This is a genomic window from Micromonospora sp. NPDC047187 (assembly GCF_040643355.1).
GTDB lineage: Bacteria > Actinomycetota > Actinomycetes > Mycobacteriales > Micromonosporaceae > Micromonospora > Micromonospora salmantinae.
On the sequence record NZ_JBEYUF010000003.1, the window covers coordinates 156,532 to 175,104 of the forward strand.

Annotated in this window: 18 protein-coding genes; 3 read left to right on the forward strand and 15 right to left on the reverse strand. The window is 70.0% G+C overall.

What is annotated here, in order from left to right; genetic code table 11:
- Positions 1-84 precede the first annotated feature (84 nt).
- The 7 genes from ABZ794_RS08040 to ABZ794_RS08070 all read right to left on the reverse strand — a co-directional run bounded on the left by ABZ794_RS08040 (position 85) and on the right by ABZ794_RS08070 (position 7,805).
- The gene (locus tag ABZ794_RS08040; protein ID WP_357514956.1) at positions 85-828 is read right to left on the reverse strand and encodes a G5 domain-containing protein; all 744 of its coding nucleotides are present in this window, start codon (positions 826-828) and stop codon (positions 85-87) included.
- A gap of 271 nt (positions 829-1,099) precedes the next feature.
- Complete coding sequence (locus ABZ794_RS08045; RefSeq protein WP_357514830.1) at positions 1,100-2,281, reverse strand: saccharopine dehydrogenase C-terminal domain-containing protein; 1,182 nt, start codon at positions 2,279-2,281, stop codon at positions 1,100-1,102.
- Positions 2,281-3,747, reverse strand: coding sequence for an FAD-dependent oxidoreductase (locus ABZ794_RS08050; protein WP_357514832.1), 1,467 nt, complete (start codon positions 3,745-3,747; stop codon positions 2,281-2,283). Before ABZ794_RS08050 ends, ABZ794_RS08045 begins: the two co-directional genes overlap by 1 nt.
- Complete coding sequence (locus tag ABZ794_RS08055) at positions 3,744-4,559, reverse strand: ABC transporter permease (RefSeq protein WP_210784479.1); 816 nt, start codon at positions 4,557-4,559, stop codon at positions 3,744-3,746. The genes ABZ794_RS08050 and ABZ794_RS08055 overlap by 4 nt, the downstream gene beginning before the upstream one ends.
- A complete protein-coding gene (locus ABZ794_RS08060; protein ID WP_357514835.1) occupies positions 4,559-5,467 on the reverse strand; it encodes an ABC transporter permease in 909 nt (302 codons plus the stop codon). Before ABZ794_RS08060 ends, ABZ794_RS08055 begins: the two co-directional genes overlap by 1 nt.
- The gene (locus tag ABZ794_RS08065) at positions 5,464-6,615 is read right to left on the reverse strand and encodes an ABC transporter ATP-binding protein (protein ID WP_357514958.1); all 1,152 of its coding nucleotides are present in this window, start codon (positions 6,613-6,615) and stop codon (positions 5,464-5,466) included. The genes ABZ794_RS08060 and ABZ794_RS08065 overlap by 4 nt, the downstream gene beginning before the upstream one ends.
- Positions 6,616-6,620: 5 nt before the next feature.
- Positions 6,621-7,805, reverse strand: a complete 1,185-nt coding sequence (locus ABZ794_RS08070; RefSeq protein WP_357514837.1) for a spermidine/putrescine ABC transporter substrate-binding protein — start codon at positions 7,803-7,805, stop codon at positions 6,621-6,623.
- Between the two features lie 214 nt (positions 7,806-8,019).
- Between ABZ794_RS08070 and ABZ794_RS08075 the strand changes: the two genes are divergently transcribed.
- Positions 8,020-8,532 carry an Lrp/AsnC family transcriptional regulator gene (locus ABZ794_RS08075; RefSeq protein ID WP_091394101.1) on the forward strand — a complete coding sequence of 171 codons (513 nt, stop codon included), beginning with the start codon at positions 8,020-8,022 and terminating at the stop codon, positions 8,530-8,532.
- An 82-nt stretch (positions 8,533-8,614) separates the two neighbouring features.
- On the opposite strand, the gene ABZ794_RS08080 is transcribed toward ABZ794_RS08075, so the two are convergent.
- Positions 8,615-8,809, reverse strand: a complete 195-nt coding sequence (locus tag ABZ794_RS08080) for a DUF397 domain-containing protein (protein ID WP_210784475.1) — start codon at positions 8,807-8,809, stop codon at positions 8,615-8,617.
- Positions 8,800-9,543, reverse strand: coding sequence for a DUF5753 domain-containing protein (locus ABZ794_RS08085; RefSeq protein ID WP_210784531.1), 744 nt, complete (start codon positions 9,541-9,543; stop codon positions 8,800-8,802). The genes ABZ794_RS08080 and ABZ794_RS08085 overlap by 10 nt, the downstream gene beginning before the upstream one ends.
- Before the next feature lie 1,020 nt (positions 9,544-10,563).
- Here ABZ794_RS08085 and ABZ794_RS08090 point away from each other — a divergent pair.
- The gene (locus ABZ794_RS08090; RefSeq protein WP_357514839.1) at positions 10,564-11,910 is read left to right on the forward strand and encodes an aspartate aminotransferase family protein; all 1,347 of its coding nucleotides are present in this window, start codon (positions 10,564-10,566) and stop codon (positions 11,908-11,910) included.
- A gap of 119 nt (positions 11,911-12,029) precedes the next feature.
- Here ABZ794_RS08090 and ABZ794_RS08095 read toward each other — a convergent pair whose 3' ends face one another.
- Positions 12,030-12,398, reverse strand: a complete 369-nt coding sequence (locus ABZ794_RS08095; RefSeq protein ID WP_238691079.1) for a DUF3499 domain-containing protein — start codon at positions 12,396-12,398, stop codon at positions 12,030-12,032.
- A 153-nt stretch (positions 12,399-12,551) separates the two neighbouring features.
- Here ABZ794_RS08095 and ABZ794_RS08100 point away from each other — a divergent pair, with 153 nt between their 5' ends.
- The gene (locus ABZ794_RS08100; protein ID WP_074316962.1) at positions 12,552-13,001 is read left to right on the forward strand and encodes a metallopeptidase family protein; all 450 of its coding nucleotides are present in this window, start codon (positions 12,552-12,554) and stop codon (positions 12,999-13,001) included.
- Positions 13,002-13,074: 73 nt separating this feature from the next.
- On the opposite strand, the gene ABZ794_RS08105 is transcribed toward ABZ794_RS08100, so the two are convergent.
- From ABZ794_RS08105 to ABZ794_RS08125, 5 genes are all read right to left on the reverse strand, one after another.
- Positions 13,075-13,332 (reverse strand): WhiB family transcriptional regulator, encoded by a 258-nt coding sequence (locus ABZ794_RS08105; protein WP_007455784.1) that lies wholly within the window; start codon positions 13,330-13,332, stop codon positions 13,075-13,077.
- 458 nt (positions 13,333-13,790) lie between these two features.
- The gene (locus ABZ794_RS08110) at positions 13,791-14,120 is read right to left on the reverse strand and encodes a phospholipase (protein ID WP_238691078.1); all 330 of its coding nucleotides are present in this window, start codon (positions 14,118-14,120) and stop codon (positions 13,791-13,793) included.
- 19 nt (positions 14,121-14,139) lie between these two features.
- Positions 14,140-15,534: a DUF4331 domain-containing protein gene (locus ABZ794_RS08115; protein ID WP_357514841.1), complete on the reverse strand. Its 1,395-nt coding sequence runs from the start codon at positions 15,532-15,534 to the stop codon at positions 14,140-14,142.
- A 51-nt stretch (positions 15,535-15,585) separates the two neighbouring features.
- Positions 15,586-15,864 (reverse strand): hypothetical protein, encoded by a 279-nt coding sequence (locus ABZ794_RS08120; RefSeq protein WP_357514843.1) that lies wholly within the window; start codon positions 15,862-15,864, stop codon positions 15,586-15,588.
- Positions 15,865-16,026: 162 nt separating this feature from the next.
- Complete coding sequence (locus ABZ794_RS08125; RefSeq protein ID WP_210784888.1) at positions 16,027-18,570, reverse strand: bifunctional FO biosynthesis protein CofGH; 2,544 nt, start codon at positions 18,568-18,570, stop codon at positions 16,027-16,029.
- Between the last annotated feature and the right edge of the window lie 3 nt (positions 18,571-18,573).

An 18,573-nucleotide genomic window follows, 5' to 3' on the forward strand; every position in this document is an offset into this window, starting at 1 on the left:
ACCACAACTCCATGATCGACACGGTTCAGCGGGGCGAGGGCGAGGGCGAGGGCGGGGGCGGGGCGGGGGCCGGGGGCCGGGGGGTTAGTCGCAGGCTGTGCCGTCGCCGTCTCGGTCCAGGTCGTAGATGTCGTTGCCGATCACCCTGATCGGTCCGCTGACGTAGGCGGGGCCGTCGCCCTTGCCAGGCAGGCAGTCGACGTCGCTGGCGATCGGGACGCAGCCGCTGTAGTTCGGGTCGCACTTCGACGACTGCGGCTTCTTGGTGCCGACGGCCACGACCTGGGTCACCGGCTGCTTCGTCACTACGGATGTGACCAGCTTCTTGGCCGTCCGCACGCCGTCGGTGGTGGTCACCTCGTAGGTCAGGGTCCGGACGCCGTTCACGCCTTTGGTCCGGACGACCCGCTTGCCCTCGGCCAGCGACGAGTCCTTGACGGTCCGCTGGCCGTACCGGATGGTCGCCTTCTCCGTCACGGTCGTCACCTGCACCACCGGCGCGGCTGCCGCTGACGAGGGCGGGGCCGGGGGCACGGTGGAGGGCGGCGCGGCAGTCGGCGACTCCTCCTGGGCCGGCTCCCCGGGTGCGGCCAGGATCGGCTGCTGCGGCTGCTCGGCGGCGGTGCCGGTCTTTGTCGGCTCCGGCTCGCCGGTCAACGCGCCGACGATGGCGGTGCCGGCGCAGCAGAGCAGCAGGATCGACAGCGTCACCGAGCCGAGGATCACGGCGACCCGGCCGGCGGGAGTGGCCCGGCGGAACCAGTTCGGTCGGGGCGTCTGGCCGAACGACGGCGGGTACGGGGGCCCCGGGTTCTGTGGTGGTTGCATCGTCACGGCGATGAGTGTCGTCGCAAACACAGTCTGCAATATCCCCCGTCGCGTTCGTCACCTGCGCCTTTCGCTTCGCGGGAAAGATCGGTGGGCGCGCTCGCGTGCGACGAGTCGACAGACGCGGCAACCCTCCAGGTTGGCAGGGCAGGGCCGATCGTGCGGGTGTCGGCACCAGCAAAAGCCGCAGATCACCACGCACCGCATCGACAGGGGATCGGAGGCCCAACGGCGACGACGAAACTGTCGCGATGCCGTCAGCGCGGCCGGCTCACCGCTCCTCCATCGCCCATGGCGACCCGTAACCGTTCAGCAGGTCGAGGAAGGGCATCGGGGGCAGCGCCTCCGGCCCGAGCACCCCGACACCGGCCCACGCGCCGCTGGCGAGCAACTCCAACGCGACGACCGGGTTGACGGCGGTCTGCCAGACCACCGCCTGGTGCCCGTACTCCCGCATCGACCACTCGTTGTCGACCACGTGGTACAGGTAGACCTCGCGGGGTTGCCCGTCCGGGCCGAGGCCGCGTACCCAGGTGCCGGCGCAGGTCTTGCCGCGCATCCGGGCACCGAGCGTGGCCGGGTCGGGCAGACTCGCGGCCACCACGTCGCGCGGGGAGACGTCGACGCCGCGTACCCGTACCGGGGAGACCGCGTCCAGGCCGAGCTTGTGCAGCGTCTTGAGCACCTCGATGAACTCGTCGCCGAGGCCGTACTTGAAGGTGACCCGCCGGGCCTTGACCCAGCGCGGGATGAGCAGCACCTCCTCGTGTTCGACGTTGACGCACTCGACCGGCCCGATCCCCTCCGGAAAGTGGAAGACCTCCGGCTCGGAGAACGGTTCGGTGGTGAACCAGCCCCGGTCCCTCTCCCAGATGACCGGCGGGTTGAGGCACTCCTCGATGGTGGTCCAGATGGAGAACGAGGGCGCGAAGTCGTACCCGTCGACTGTGAGGTTCGCCCCGTCCCGGACACCGATCTCGTCGATCTCACTGAACAGTTCGTCGGCGGCGTAGCGGGCGAACACGTCGGAGAGGCCGGGTTCGACCCCGATGCCGCACAGCGCCAGCCGACCGGCGACCGACCAGGTGTCGGCCAGCGCGAACTGTTCGTCGCCGAGCTTCACGCCGGTCCCCACGTGCGACAGCGACATCGCCATGTCCAGGTAGTCCGCGCCGGCCGCGAACGCCCCGTTGAAGATCGGCATGACGAACCGCGGGTCGACTGCGTTCAGCACGTGCGTGATCCGGTGCTCCCGGCACAGCGCGGTCACCGCGTCGGATGAGGAGGCGTCCACCTGGGCGGCGACGAACCGGTCACCGTGCCCGGCGACCGCCCGCTGGGCCCGAACGGGGTCGTGGTCGGCGACCACAACGGTCTCGAAGAAGGTCCGTCGGGCGGCGATGGCTACGGCGGCGGAGCCGACGCCACCGGCGCCGACGAGGAGGACACGCATCAGGAATCAAACCCCAAACCGAAACGATCGAGAGTACGGAGCCAGAGGTCGCGCCGACCCTCGCGCGCGTCGGCGCGGGCCAGTGACCAGCGGGTGAGATTGATGCCGACCGCGCGGACGGGTTCCGGCGGGAACGGCAGTGGCTTGCGGCGAACCAGGTCGAGCCGGGTCAGCGGGGTGTTCCCGCCGTCGAGCAGGTCGAGCAGCACCCGGGCCCCGAAGCGGGTGGCCCCGACGCCGAGGCCGGTGTAGCCGGCCGCGTACGCCAGCCGACCGCCGTAGGCGGTGCCGAAGAACGGGCAGAACCGGGTGCAGGTGTCGATGACCCCGCCCCAGCGGTGGCTGAACCGCACGTCGGCGAGCTGCGGGAACGTGGTGAAGAAGTGGCGGGCAAGGGTGGTGAAGGTGGCCGGTCGTTGCTCCAACTCGGGCGCGACGCGGTTGCCGTAGTGGTAGACGGCGTCGTAGCCGCCGAAGAGGATCCGCCCGTCGGTGGTGATCCGGTAGTAGTGGAACTGGTTGGCGGTGTCGGCGAGCCCCTGCCGGTTGCGCCAACCGATGGCGTCGCGCTGGGCCGGGGTCAGCGGTTCGGTCATCAGCACGTGGTCGTAGACCGGCACCAGGTACGCCCGCAGCCGGCGCAGCAGCGGCGGGAACGCGTTGGTGGCCAGCACGACCCGGCGCGCCCGTATCGAGCCGGGAAGGCCGGCGGCCCGGGTGTCGGCCGGGCCAGCGTCGGCCGGGTGGGCGACGGGATCGGTGCCCAGGGTGCTGGCGTGCACCGCCGCGGTGTCGGCGCGCAGGCCGGTGACCCGGGTGTGTTCGTGCACGCGTACGCCGAGGTCGAGGCAGGCGCGGCGCAGCCCCCAGGCCAGCTTCGCCGGGTCCACCATTGCCACCCGGTCGGCGTCGAACATCCCACCCAGGTACGTCGGTGAGTGCACCTCGGCGCGCACCTCGTCGCGGTCGAGCAACCGCACCCGGTGGCCGTACCGGCGGGCCAGGTCCGCGTCGGCGGCCAGCCCGTCGAGTTGGTACGGCTCGACGGCGACGGCCAGCTCACCGGTGCGCTCGAAGTCGCAGTCGATGTCGAACTTCGCGACGGTGGCGGCGATGGCGTCCAGGTTGTCCCGGCCGAGGCGTTCCAACTCGCCGACCTCGTCGGGGAACCGTTCGACGCCGTTGGCGAGGCCGTGGGTCAGCGAGGCGGCGCAGAACCCGCCGTTGCGCCCGGACGCGGCCCAACCGCAGGTCCCGGCGTCGACGAGCAGCACGTCGCGGTCCGGGTCCGCCTGCTTCGCCAACAGCGCGGCCCACAGTCCGCTGTAACCGCCACCGATCACCAGCAGGTCGGCGGAGTGCCGACCGCTCAGTGGCGGTAGCGGGTCGGGGCAGTCCGGGCGATCGAGCCAGTACGGCACGGGTGCCGCGTCGGCCAACGCCCGGCCGGTATGCGGAAGGGTCATGACGGGCCGGTCAGCAGGTTGGCGCGGCGGGCCCGTCGACCGCGCAGCGAGCTGAGCCCGACGAGCAGCAGCGCGACCGCGAACATCGCGGTGCCGATCACGTTGACCTGCGGTGGGATGCCACGCTGGGCAGCGCCCCAGACGTACATCGGGAACGTGACAGTGGTTCCGGCGTTGAAGTTCGTGATGATGAAGTCGTCGAAGCTCAGCGAGAAGGCCAGCAACGCGGCGGCCACGATGCCGGGCAGCACCAGCGGCAGGGTGATCCGTCGGAAGGTCTGCCACTCGTTGGCGTAGAGGTCCATGGCGGCCTCCTCCAGCCGCCGGTCCATCCCGGCGAGCCGTGCCTTCACTGTGACCACCACGAACGACACGCAGAACATCACGTGCGCGATCACGACGGTCCAGAAACCCTGCGGTACGCCCGCCGACACGAACAGGGCCAGCAACGACGTGCCCATCACCAGCTCCGGGGTGGCCATCGGCAGGAAGATCAGCACGTTGACCCCGGAGCGGCCACGGAAGCGGTGCCGGACCAGCGCGAACGCCATCAGCGTGCCGAGCACTGTGGCGACCACGGTGGCGATAAAGCCGATCTGCACGCTGCGGACCACCGCGTCGCACATGTCCGAGGTGGCGCAGGGCTGCCGCCAGTTGTCCAGAGTGAACTCGTTGAAGTCGTACGACAGCCGGCTCGACGGCCGGTTGAACGACAACGCGGCCACCACCAGGATCGGCAGCGCGAGGTAGCCGAGCACCAGCAACGCCACGAGCATCACCCAGCGGTCCGCGAACCAGCGCGAAAGTCTCATTAGAGGACCTCCTCCGTGCCGGCTCGACGGAGGTAGCCGAAGACCACAGCGAGGATCGCCGCCATCAGCAGGAACGACAGCGCGGCGCCCTGCGGGTAGTCCAGTCGGACCAGGAACGCCGAGTCGATGACGTTGCCGATCATGTATTCGTTCGGGGTGCCGAGCAGTTCGGCGTTGATGTAGTCGCCGCTGGCCGGGATGAAGAACAGCAGCGTGCCGGCGACCAGACCGGGCATGGACAGCGGCAGCGTCACCCGACGGAACGCCTGCACCGGGCTCGCGTACAGGTCGGTGGCCGCCTCCAGCAACCGGGGGTCCAGCCGCTCCAGGCTCGCGTACAGCGGCAGCACCAGGAACGGCAGGAAGTTGTACGTCAGGCCGAGCACCACAGCGAACGGGGTGGCCAGCAGCCGACCGTCCGGGGCGAGCAGGTGCACGTCGCGCAGCAGACCGACGAGCGCGCCGTTGTCCGACAGGATCGTCTTCCAGGCCAGCGTGCGGACCAGGAAGCTGGTGAACATCGGCGCGACGACGCACACCAGCAGCAGGTTCTTCCAGCGGCCGGCCTTCTGCGCGATGGCGTACGCCAGTGGGTAGCCCAGCAGCAACGCCAGCACCAGGGCCAGCCCGGCGTAGCCGAACGAGCGCAGGAACTGCGGCCAGTACGCCTGCAGCACGTCCGGGTAGTTGCTGACCGCCCAGGTCATCGCGTACCCGGTGGAGAGCGAGCCGCTGGGGTCGTACAGGCTGGCCGCCGCCAACTGCACCAGCGGCACACCGAAGAAGATGAGCAGCCAGGTCGCGCCGGGCAACAACAGGAGGTACGGCAGGAGCCGGCGTCGCCCGGACCGGGCTGCCGGTGGCGCGGGTGGCGGGTGCCCCGCCCTGGTGGGGGCCAGCAGGGTCACGACGACGCACCCACCGGCTCGTCGAGCACCGGCGACGTCCGGTCGGTGTCGGCGGCGTCGCGGGGCAGCAGGAACGCGTGCCGCGGATCCCAGTACGCCACTGCCTCGCTGCCGACCGCCGCGGGCGTCGACGTCCCGCTGTTGGCGGCGAAGACCGACAACTCGGTGCCCCAGCCGGTGCGCAGCAGGTACTGGGTGCTGACGCCCACGTAGGAGGCGTCGGTGACGACTCCGGTGACGTGCTGATGCCCGGCGGGCACCTGGTCGGCGGAGCCGACCAGGATCAGCTTTTCGGGGCGTACCCCCAGGTGGACCGGACCGTGGTCGGCCCGCGACCGGCCGGCGGGCACCGAGAAGCGCGTGCCGTGCGCCGTCACCGCGACGTCGCCGCCACCGGCGCCGGTGGCCTCGCCGGCGAGCAGGTTGGACTGGCCGAGGAAGTTCGCCACGAAGGCGGTGGCGGGAAACTCGTAGAGGTCGGCGGGAGGACCGAGTTGCTCGATCCGGCCGGCGTTCATCACCGCGACGGTGTCGGCCATTGTCATGGCCTCCTCCTGGTCGTGGGTGACGTGCACGAAGGTGATGCCGACCTCGGTCTGGATGCGCTTCAGCTCGATCTGCATCTGTCGGCGCAGCTTGAGGTCGAGTGCGCCCAGCGGTTCGTCGAGCAACAGCACCTGCGGCCGGTTGATCAGGGCGCGGGCCAGCGCGACCCGCTGCTGCTGGCCGCCGGAGAGCTGGGCGGGGCGGCGGTTGCCGTACCCGTCGAGTTGCACCAGTGACAGCATCCGGGTGACCTCGTCGTCGACCGAGCGGATGCCGCGTCGGCGCAGCCCGAAGGCCACGTTCTCGAAGATGGTGAGGTGCGGGAAGAGCGCGTAGCTCTGAAAGACGGTGTTTACCGGTCGCTTGTACGGCCGCAGCCGGGTGATGTCCCGGTCACCGAGCAGCACCTGGCCGCTGGTCGGCTCCTCCAGCCCGGCGATCATCCGCAACGTGGTGGTCTTGCCGCAGCCGGACGCGCCGAGCAGCGCGAAGAACGAGCCCTGCTCGATGGTCAGGCTCAGGTCGTCGACAGCTGTGAAGACGCCGAACCGTCTGGTGAGGTTGGCCAGGCGCAGGTCGCCGGCGGGTGTCTCGCGCGCCATCCTCGTCACGCCCCGATGACCTGTTGGAACTTGCCCTCGTACTCCTTCTCCTGCTTCTCGTCCAGGGCCATGAACACAGAGGACTTCGACAGCAGCGCCTCGTCCGGGAAGATCAGCGGGTTGGCGGCCAACTCGGGGTCGATCTTCTCCATCTCGGCCTGAGCGCCCTTGACCGGGCAGATGTAGTTGACGTAGGCGGCGAGCTTCGCCGCGACCGCCGGCTCGTAGTAGTAGTTGATCAGCGCTTCGGCGTTGCCCTTGTGGGTGGCCTTGTTGGGGACCATCATGTTGTCGCTGTAGAGCATCACGCCGGAGTCCGGCGCGACGAAACGCACCTTCTCGTCCTCACCGGACAGTTGGATGACGTCGCCGGACCAGCCGATGCACGCCGCGATGTCGCCCTTTGCCAGGTCGGGCGCGTAGTCGTTGCCGGTGAACCTGCGGATCTGCCCGGAGTCGACGGCATTCTTGAGCTTGTTGAGGGCGTCGTCGAACTGGGCGGCGGTGAAGTTCGCCGGGTCGTGCCCGTTCGACCCGAGCAGCAGACCCATTGTGTCGCGCATCTCGCTGAGCGCTGTCACCTTGCCCTTGAGGTCGGGGCGGGTGAGCAGTTCGTCGACAGTCCGCAGTTCCTTTGTGACGTTGCCGTTGTAGGCAAGGCCGGCGAGGCCGGACTGCCACGGAATGGAGATTCGGTTCTCGGCGTCGAAGGGGCGGTTGAGCAGCGACGGAAGCAGGTTGGTCTGCACGTTCGGGATCTTCGCCGGGTCGAGCTTCTGGATCCAGCCGAGCCGGATCATCCGGGCCGCCATCCAGTCGGTCAGCACGATGATGTCCCGGTCGGTGCTCTGGCAGGCGGCGAGCTGGTTCTGCACCTTGCCGAAGAATTCGTTGTTGTCGTTGATGTCCTCGGTGTAGGTCACCTGAATGCCGGTCTTCGTGATGAACTCGTCGAGGCTCGGCCGCTTGGACTCGTCAGTGTCGTCCACGTCCATGTACTGCGGCCAGTTGGCGAAGGCGAGTTTCTTCTCGGTGCCGGAGAGGTCCTCGCTGACGCAGCCAGTTTCGGTCTGCTGCGCGCCCTTGGTGCCGCAGCCCGCGAGGCTGCCACCCATGGTGAGCAGGGCGGCCGAACCGAGAGTGCCGGTGAGCAGTCCACGCCGGGAGAGGGGCCGGAGGGGAGTACGCATGACGACTCCTAGGGGGTCATCGTCGGCGGGCGGGACGGGGAGGCGCGCCGGCGGGAATGTCGGGAGGGTCAAGTGCCATGGACGACTGATCCTGACATGAGAGGACCTCCCTTACAAGGGATTCCGTTGCGGGAATAGCGATACACGACGAAATACGCCAGACTACGCGGGGATACATGCGCGACATCACGATTCGGGACATGGGGAGCGGGCAATGACAAACCGGCAGCACGAGAACAGCAATGGCGGTCGACGTGTCGCTGTCCGTGACGGTGCCAATCACGCTCTGCTGGATGACGTGGCCAAGCAGATCATCGAGCAGCTCCAGGAGGACGGTCGCCGCCCGTACGCGACGATCGGCAAGGCGGTGGGGCTGTCCGAGGCGGCGGTCCGGCAGCGGGTGCAGCGGCTGCTCGACTCCGGCGTGATGCAGATCGTGGCGGTGACCGATCCGCTCCAGCTCGGCTTCAACCGGCAGGCGATGATCGGCCTCCGTACCGACGGCGACCTGGAAGCTGTCGCCGACCGGCTGGCCGAGTTGGACGAGGTCGACTACGTGGTGATCACCGCCGGGTCGTTCGACCTGCTCACCGAGGTGGTCTGTCGCAACGACGACCACCTGCTGGAGATCCTGCAGCGACTGCGCGCGGTGCCCGGGGTGCTCTCCACCGAGGCGTTCGTCTATCTCAAGCTGCGCAAGCAGACCTACACCTGGGGTACGGCCTGAGCTTCCCCTGATCCACTCGGCTTTCCGGGAGTCGGGGTGTCCGGGCCGCCCTGATGCCCCGACTTCCGTGATCCCGAGTGGATCAGCGGTGCGTCGCGCGGACTTCCTGCACGAACGACGCCCAGGCGGTCGGCGCGAACGTCAGCGTGCCGCCGTCGCGGTCCTTGCTGTCGCGCACCAGCACCCGGCCGGGCAGGTTGTCGGCCACCTCGACGCAGTCACCACCGTTGTTGCTGCTGCGGGTCGCGGTGCGCCAGCGGGCGTCGGTCATGTCCATGTCGTGGCCACTTCCCTGATCAGCTCGATCGACCGGCGTTGGGGGAACGCCTCGCCGGTGACGCTCTCCCACCTGCGTCCCAGGTTAGCGACGTCGAGGGGATCGGTCACGACCTGACCGCGGAGCTGGTTGTCGAGATACGCCAATTCGGTCCCGTCGGGCAGCCGGCCCAGCACGAAAGGGCCGGCCAACCCGGTGTGCCACGGGCTCTCGGCCGGGATGACCCGGACCTGCACGTGCTCCCACTCGGCCACTCTCGCGAGGTGGGCCAACTGGCCGGCCATCACGGCGCGGTCGCCGACCGGCCGGCGCAGCACCACCTCGTCGATCACCGCCACGAGCTGCGGTGGGGCATCGCGGCACAGCACCGCCTGCCGTTCAAGGCGGCCCGCCACGATCAGGTCCACCTCGGACGGTGCGACCAGCCCGCCGGTGCCCAGGATCGCGCGGGCGTACCCCTCGGTCTGGAGCAGGCCCGGCACGAGCAGCGGCTGGTAGGACCGGAGTGACGTGGCGTCCTGTTCCAGCTCGGCCCACGGCCGGAACCACGGCAGGTCACGGCGGCGGAACGGCTCCGGCCAAAGGTCGGCCGCCTCCCGGCGCAGGACCTCGGCCACCGCCACCCGGGTACGCGGATGCGGGATGCGCCCCGAAGCGAGCCACCGCGCCGCCGTCTTCGGGTCGACGCGGACCTTCTCGGCCAACGACTCGACCGTCTCCCCCGCCTCGGCCATCGCCACCCGCAACGCCTCGTTCGCCACCGGACCCTCCCGCCGCTCATCCGTGCCGTGGCGGACGACCCCGGGTCGTTCGCCCAGCAGGCGCGCTGCGACGCCGCTCGATGCACGTTGCGGCGGACGATAGCCACGCTGCGTGTCCGTGTCTGCGACCTACCGGCGTGTTGCGGTGGGACGTGTTGGCGCGCAGCCAGGACGCCCCCCGACAGTCCCCGAAGTGCCCCACCAGCGTCCCAAGACCCGCGCCTCCCGGCCCCCAGCACGCCCTCCCCGGCCCCCGGCACGCCCTCCCCGGCACCCCGGCCCGCGCCTCCCCCGTCACGCGTCGCCCCGACCTTCAGCCGCGCACCCGACCTTCAGCCGCGCACCCGACCCCAGCCGCGCACCCGACCCGGCCTGCGTCACCGACCCCGGCCTGCGTCACCGCAATCCGCGACCGCTGCCCTGCGGCCTCCCCGGCCCCACCCTTGCGCTTGCGCTTGCGCCTGATCCACTCGACTTCACGAATATCGCGGTATCAACCACGCCCGGACACCGCGATCTCGGCGAACCCGAGTGGATCGAGGCGGCGGCCGAGGAAGGCGCTGTCACCCGCCGGGCCCTTTGGAGCTGATGTCGCAAACGAGTCGCGGACGGGAGAACCCGGCGACGAGCCAGCCTGCCTGACCGACAGGCCCGATCCGACAGGCCCGATCCGACAGGCCCGAATCCGGGAAGGCACGTGGCGCGGCCCCGACAGGCCGGCCGTGATGCCGCAAACGATTCAGCTCCAAAGGCAGCCACCAGCACACCTCCACCTCCTGCCGACCGCCGACCTGCCGACCGCCGGCCAGCCGACCAGCCGGCAAACAGCGGTGCGGATTCCGTTGCATCTATGACGCTGCTGCGCTAAATCCGTCGCCAACCGACCGTGATACCGCCGATAACACTTGCTTCGGAGGTTGAGACTGTGCGATAACCGTTGACAGAGCGGCCGGCCTCACCCCTTTGACCGGCCCGACGACCGATGGGGCTGACATGGCCAACGCCACCGACCACCTCTGGATGCACTTCACCCGGATGGCGAGCTACTCCGCCGGTGAGGTGCCGACCATCGTGCGCGGCGAGGGAGCGTACGTGTGGGACGCGCAGGGTCGCCGCTACCTGGACGGGCTCGCCGGGCTCTTCGTGGTCAACGCCGGCCACGGCCGCACCGAACTGGCCGAGGCCGCCGCCAAGCAGGCCGGCGAGCTGGCCTACTTCCCGCTCTGGTCGTACGCGCACCCGAAGGCCATCGAGCTTGCCGAGAGGATCGCCGCGCTCACCCCCGGCAACCTCAACCGGATCTTCTTCACCACCGGCGGCTCCGAGGCCGTCGAGGCGGCATGGAAGCTGGCCCGCGCGTACTTCAAGCGCACCGGGAAGCCCAACAAGTACAAGGTGATCAGCCGGTACATCGCCTACCACGGCACCTCCATGGGCGCCCTGTCGATCACCGGCCTGCCCGGCATCAAGAGCGACTTCGAGCCACTGGTACCGGGCGCGATCAAGGTGCCGAACACGAACTTCTACCGGGCGCCCGAGCACGGCGACGACCCCGAGGCGTTCGGCCGCTGGGCCGCCGACGAGATCGGTCGGGCCATCGAACGGGAGGGGCCGGACACTGTCGCCGCGGTCTTCCTTGAGCCGGTGCAGAACTCCGGCGGGTGCTTCCCACCGCCGCCCGGCTACTTCGATCGGGTACGGGAGATCTGCGACGCGTACGACGTTCTGCTTGTCTCCGACGAGGTGATCTGCTCGTGGGGGCGGTTGGGCGAGTACTTCGGCGCGGTGCGCTACGGCTACCAGCCGGACATCATCACCACTGCCAAGGGCATCACCTCCGGCTACGCCCCGCTCGGCGCGATGATCGCCAGCGACCGGCTGATGGAACCGTTCCTCACCGAGACCGGCATGTTCGCCCACGGGGTGACCTTCGGTGGCCACCCCGTCTCCTGCGCGGTGGCCCTGGCCAACCTGGAGGTGTTCGCCCGCGAGGACCTGGTCGGGCACGTACGCGCCAACGAGGACGCCTTCCGGGCCACCCTGGAGAAGCTGTACGACCTGCCGATCGTCGGCGACGTCCGCGGCGACGGCTACTTCTACGGCATCGAACTGGTCAAGGACAAGGCCACCCGGGAGACCTTCGACGAGGCCGAGTCGGAGCGCCTGCTGCGGGGCTTCCTCTCGACCGCCCTGTTCCAGGCGGGCCTCTACTGCCGGGCCGACGACCGGGGCGACCCGGTCATCCAACTGGCCCCACCCCTGATCGCCGAGCAGCAGCACTTCGACGAGATCGAACAAACCCTCCGCACAGTCCTAACCCAAGCCTGGACCAAGCTCTAACCCCACCCACCCACCGCTGTTGATCAAGAGGTTTGCGTCAAAGACGAGCCGGCTGATGACCGAAACCTCTTGATCAACCCAGGGAAGGGGGCGGGGCGGGGGCCGGGCGGGGTGCGGGGTTAGTGGTTGGGGGGGATTACTCGGAGGTGGCCTCGGCGGCCGGTTTGGTGGGGGTGCTCGGGACGGTTCTGGTCCGGCTCCGGGGGGCGGGGGGCCGGACGGGCGGCTTCGCGGACCGCTTCGGCCAGCGCGACCAGGTCGTCAGTCGTGGGCGGCGGCGGCTCGAACTCGCCCTCGTGTCGGACGACGTCCCAGCCCCGCGGCGCGGTCAGGCTACGGGCGTGCGGCTCGCACAGGTCGTACGTGTGCGGCTCGGCGAACGCCGCCAGCGGCCCCACCACCGCTGTCGACTCGTTGTAGACATAGGTCAATGTGGCGACCGCTTGCCGGGGGCAGCCGTTACGGGAGCAGCGCCGTGGTGACCTCACGTGCGGCAGGGTATCTCCATTACCGGGTCCGGCGCATCGCTTCGCGTTGCGACACGCCCGTCATGGTGATCACACTCGACCGTCCTGGGCGCGCCGCGCCACGGGATCGGCGCTGCCGCTGGCCAGCCCGACGCGGGCGCTACCCTTTGCCTCATGACGAGCCCGGAACACCGCCGCCCCGGCTCCGGCCGGCGTGCGCATCGTGACCGGCACGGGCGCGGCCTGCGCGGGCGGCTGGTTCCGGCCACCGTCCCGCTGGCGCGGACCAAGGCCGAGGTCTTCGACGACCTGGTCCTGGACACCGTCGAGACGCTGGAGCGTCGGTTCGCCAAGGAGCTGGCCGGGGTCGAGTTCGCGGTCGAGGACGTCCCGCCGGACCTGAACGTCTACGACTCGGACGTGCTGGAGGACGGCGAGGTCCCGTTGGCCCGGCTGCTGCCCGGCCGCCCGGGCCGGCAGGAGGTGCCGCCGCGGATCGTGCTGTACCGGCGGCCCCTGGAGTTCCGGGCGATGGACCGTGAGGACCTCGCCGATCTCGTCCACGACGTGATCATCGAACAGGTGGCGAACCTTCTCGGAGTAGACCCGGACGAGCTCGCCTGAGCCCAACCCCCGAGCCTGAGCCAACCCCCGAGCGGAGAGTCGGGCGGCCCCCACCGCCTCGACCTCGCACCGCTCAGGCTGCCCGCCGCTTCAACTTGCGCCGCTCCCGCTCGGAGAGCCCACCCCAGATGCCGAACCGCTCGTCGTGACCCAGTGCGTATTCGAGGCACTCGGTCTTGACCTCGCAACGCGAGCAGATCCGCTTCGCCTCGCGGGTCGAGCCGCCCTTCTCGGGAAAGAACGCCTCGGGGTCGGTCTGCGAGCACAACGCCCGCTCCTGCCACTCCGGCGCGTTTCCGAGCAGGTCGGCCACCTCAAGCTGGCCGTCCATCAAATGCCTCCTTGTCGCGCACCGGCGTCATCGCCGCTGCAACCCCCCACGCGAAAGGCGTGCTTGTCCGTCCGGTCCCGTTTTGTTGCGTTCCGTGCGAACAACCCCATTCAAATTACACGCGTGTAATGCGTGCGCCGTCAAGCCAAACTTGATAATGGAGTCGCCCTCCCGACACCCCCGGCCGGCCACTCGGGCCGTCCAGCCTCGCAACCTGCCCTATCGATTCAGACCCCGGCCGAGTAACGCCCTCTCCGGCGAGTTGCCCGACTTTTCTGCCGTGGCGCTTCTCCGACGAGTCGCCGACCGGACGGCACCAGAGACCTCCACCCCTAAGCTGATCTTGGTGGGGGACAGGTTAACGCGGTGCGGCGCAGACTGCCCGTCGAGCTGCGGACAGCACTCGCGCCCCGTCCACATTGTGGACGGGGCGCGGTGGTGAAACCGATGCGTCGAGGTCAGCCCGCGGCCCCGAAACCGCTGCTGGGCCAGGCGAACTCGGCTATCTCTCCACCATGGACGGAAATCGTGCCGGCGGGCGTACAGTCGTCCCACCAGACGGTATAAATTCCGCTCGGCAGATCGGGATAGACCGCACTGTGGAACGAGCCGTCCCGCACCCGACGCTCACGCACCGCCGAGTGGACCCGCCGGTCGTCGTCGCGACTGATCTCGATCTCCCTGCCGTGCAGATCCGGACCCGTGTAGACGATCAGGGCGCCGGTGTCACCGCCCAGATCGAGGACGACTGTCCCGGTCTCCGACGGCCCGTACGCGTGCTCGTGCATCCGCTCGCCCCCGGCCCGATCAGGACGCCGCCGGCGGGTTGTTGAACCCGTCGTACGGCGTACCCAGGTAGGGGAAGTTTCCGAGGAACGGCGCGGTCACGTCGGCGGCGCTCAGCCCCGGGGTGACCGCGGCGGCCGCCGCGTCCGGTTGGAACGTCTTGTCGACCAGCGGGACGGTGACCCCGGCGATGGCCCGCAACGCGATGCTGACCACGTCGTCGCCGACCCGCCGCCCGTTCGGGAACCCGGCCAGGTCGCCACCGAGCACCCCGAACCGGTCCGGCCGCCTGGTGGGCGGGATCGCCGTGTTCAGTCGCAGCATGTCGGCCTGCACGTCGCCGGTGGCGTTGGTGAAGCCGTCGATCAGCCCGGCCGGCACGCCGGTGAGCAGGATCGCCACCAGATCAGCTCGGGCCTTCTTCGCCTTGGTGAGCTTGTCCAGGTTGGGGAAGACGTCCGGGTAGAGCGCCGGCAGCAACGCGGCCAGCTCCGGTTGCTCGACGAACTGGGCGAAGCGCTTGTCCTCCGACGGCGGCAGCGAGTTCCACAGGTCCTTCTTGGACATCGGCACGATGACCTCGTTGAACAGTGGATTGCCCAACCGCGAGACCTGGGTGAACGGGCCGGTGCTGGTGTCCGCCCCGCCCCGGTCGCCGAGCACCCGCACCTGCCGACGCGACGCCGACGTCCACACCCCGATCACCGACGCCCGATCGGCGGCACCGTACCGGTTGGCGCGTCGACGCACCCGCTCCAGCGGCACCTGCACCGCGATGCTGTGCACGTTCATCCGGTCGGTGGCGTTTACCGGCTCCCCCTCCGCCTTGAAGATCTTCTTCCCGGCGACGTGCAGTTGCTGGAACGGCCGCAGCGTGCCGAGGTCGAAGATCGCCCCGAGGTCCACGAAGAACCCGTCGGCGCGCTGCCCCGCGAAGACCCGCTCCCCCGTGGAGAGCGAGTAGGTGGCCTGCCGCACCAGGTCGGCGTACTTCGGGGTGGACAGCGGGCCGACGTTGCACGGCGGGCAGGGCAGCCTGTGCGCCAGCCGGTGCTCGCGGCCGTCGGCCACCCGGGTCAGGCTGTAGAACTGCCGCCGGTTCCAGTTCTTGCTGTCCAGCGAATCGATCGGACCGGTGTTGTAGAGAAAGCTGTTCGGGTTGGTGATCTCGGTGGTGAATTCGAACCGGTAGGTGACATCCGGACGACCGTCACCGTCGTTGTCGATATGGATCTCGTAGCGCACGTCGTCGCCGAACTCGAAGAAGTTCGGGCCCCCGGAGGGGAGCTGCAACGGCACGTAGTTGGCGATCAACGTGACAGTGTCGCGCTTGTCGGGGCTGACGAACGCGTACAGGTCGGAGCTGTCGGCGACCGGATCCTTGGCTATCTCCGGGGCCTCGCGGTGGGAAGACATGACGGACCAACCTCACTGGGCGGGGACAGGATGGCGGGGCGGAGGGTCGGGTCAGCGCCGGGCGGCGCGCCGCAGCCGGTCCGCCAGGCCGCGGTCGCGTACCTCGATGCGCGTCTCACCGACGAAGACGTCCATCGTTCCCGAGTCGGCGTCACGCAGGTGCACGACGATCGGTTCGTCGGCTCGTCCGGCCGAGCCGGGGGCGTTCTGCGCGGCCGACAGGCCCGGCACGGTGAGGGCGGCGGCACCGAGGGTGGCGCTGGCCGCGGCGGTCAACGTCTGCCGGCGGGTCAGTCGCGGCCACTGCCGCTTCCGCTGATCACTGGTCATGGGCAACCTTTCCGGCGGTGGCGCGAGCGCGCCCGCGGAGACGGACGGGTCCGGTGCCGTCTCGCGACGCCGCCGGGCCCCTGAGGGGACACCGGCGGCGGTCCTCGCCGCGACCGCCACCGGCATCGCGTGGTACGGCCGGTGGCGGGGAAAGGTTCGACGTCAGGGCCGGGCGTGACCGTACGCAGTCGAACGCTTGCGCGCCGGACGACCGGCGGCCGTCGCGATGGCCCGCAACTGCTCCTCGGTACGCGCAGAACCGTTGTCGGAGCCGGCCATCCGGGAGATGGTCTCCTCCATCAGGGTGCCGCCGAGGTCGTTGCAGCCGCCCTGGAGCATCGCGACAGTGCCCTCGTCACCGAGCTTCACCCAGGAGCACTGGATGTTGTCGATCCGGCCGTGCAGCAGCAGCCGGGACATGGCGTGCACCACCCGGTTCTCCCGCCAGGTCGGCCCGGGTCGGGCGATACCCGCCAGATAGATCGGAGCGTTCGTGTGCACGAACGGCAGCGCCACGAACTCGGTGAAGCCGCCGGTGCGGTCCTGCACCCCGGCCAACACCCGGAAGTGCGCCAGCCACTGCCCGGGGTGGTCGACGTGGCCGTACATCATGGTGGAGCTGGACCGGATGCCCAGCTCGTGGGCGGTGCTGACCACCTCGACCCAGGCGGCGGCCGGGAGTTTGCCCTTGGTCAGCACCCAGCGCACGTCGTCGTCGAGGATCTCGGCGGCGGTGCCCGGGATGGTGTCCAGCCCGGCTTCGCGCAGCTGGAGCAGCCACTCACGGACCGGCACCCCGGCCTTCGCGGCGGCGGTGACGATCTCCATGGGCGAGAACGCGTGCACGTGCATCTCGGGCACCCGGGCCTTGATCGCGCGCACGATGTCGGCGTACCCGGTGACCGGCATCTTCGGATCGATGCCGCCCTGCAGGCACACCTCGCTGGCACCGAGGGCCCACGCCTGCTCGGCCCGGTCCGCGACCTGCTCGACAGAGAGCCGGTACGCGTCGGCGTCCCGCTCACGCTGCGCGAACGCACAGAACCGGCAGCCCACGTAGCAGACGTTGCTGAAGTTGATGTTGCGGTTGACCACGTAGGTGACGTCGTCGCCGACCGCCGCGCGGCGCACATCGTCGGCGAGGCGGCACAACTCGTCGAGCGCCGGCCCGTCCGCGCCGAACAGCGCCAGCGCGGCATCGGTGTGCGCGGGGTCGAGCAGCGCCGCCGGGTCGTCGGCGGCGAGCCGCAGCCCGGCCGCCAGGTCACGGTCCGCACCACTCCCGGCCGGTGCCAGGGGTACGCCCGTCCGGCGGGCCGTCGCCTCCGGGGTGACCTTGCCAGCGACCTCGGCCCAGTCGCCGTAGACGCTGTCGAAGTCGCCGCGCCGGTCGTCGGTGCGACCGGTGGTGTCGATGGTGGCGTGCAGGTCGACCCGACCGCCGAACACCTCCTCCGGCTCCTGCCACGGTCGTCCCTGCGGCATCGCCGACTCGACCGCCATGCCCGTCGACGGATCGGCCAGGGCGCCGACGTGCGGCAGCAACCGCGGGTCGAGCCACGGGTCACCCGCGCGCACGTACTCCGGGTAGATCGTCAACCGCTCCCGCAGCGTGAACCCGGCCAGCTCGGTGTGCCGGGCCAACTCGTCGATCTGCGGCCAGGGGCGTTCCGGGTTGACGTGGTCGGGGGTGAGCGGGGAGACGCCACCCCAGTCGTCGATGCCGGCGCGCAGCAGCAGGTCGTACTCGCCGGCGATGAGGTTCGGCGGGGCCTGGATCCGGGCCTTCGGGCCGAGCAGCAGCCGGGCCACCGCCACAGTGGCGGCCAGGTCGTGCAGCTCCGCGTCGGGCATGCCGCGCATCGCCGTGTCCGGCTTGGCGCGGAAGTTCTGCACGATCACCTCCTGGAGGTGGCCGTACTCCCGGTGGGCGCGGCGGATCGCGAAGAGCGCGTCCACCCGCTCCGCCGGGGTCTCCCCGATGCCGATCAAAATGCCGGTGGTGAACGGCACCCCGACCCGGCCCGCGTCCTCGAGCACCCGCAACCGGACCGCCGGCTCCTTGTCCGGTGAGCCGAAGTGCGGGCCACCCGGCTCGGACCAGAGCCGCGTCGCTGTCGTCTCCAGCATCATGCCCATGCTCGGCGCGACCGGCTTGAGCCGTTGCAGCTCCGACCAGGACAGCACCCCAGGATTGAGGTGCGGCAGCAGGCCGGTCTCCTCCAGCACCGCCACCGCACAGGCGCGCAGATAGTCCAGGGTCGAGTCGTAACCGCGTTCGTCCAACCAGGTCCGGGCCGCCGGCCAACGTTCCTCCGGCCGGTCACCCAGGGTGAACAGCGCCTCCTTGCAGCCCTGCGCGGCACCGGCCCGGGCGATCGCGAGGACCTCGTCACGGTCCAGGAACGGCGCCGGCAACCGGTGCGGCACTGTCGCGAAGGTGCAGTAGTGGCAGCGGTCCCGGCAGAGCCGGGTCAGCGGAATGAAGACCTTCTTGGAGTACGTGACCACACCCGGCCGCCCGGCGTCCCGCAGCCCGGCGTCGCGGATTCCTCCGGCGAGCCGCAGCAACTCGTCGAGCGCGTCGCCATGAGCGGACAGCAGCGCCGTCGCCTCGTCGACATCCAGCGCCCGCCCGTTCCCGGCCCGGCCCAGGGCCCGCCGCACGCTCGCATCGCTCGGGCCGGAGTGGGTGCGATCAACCATCCA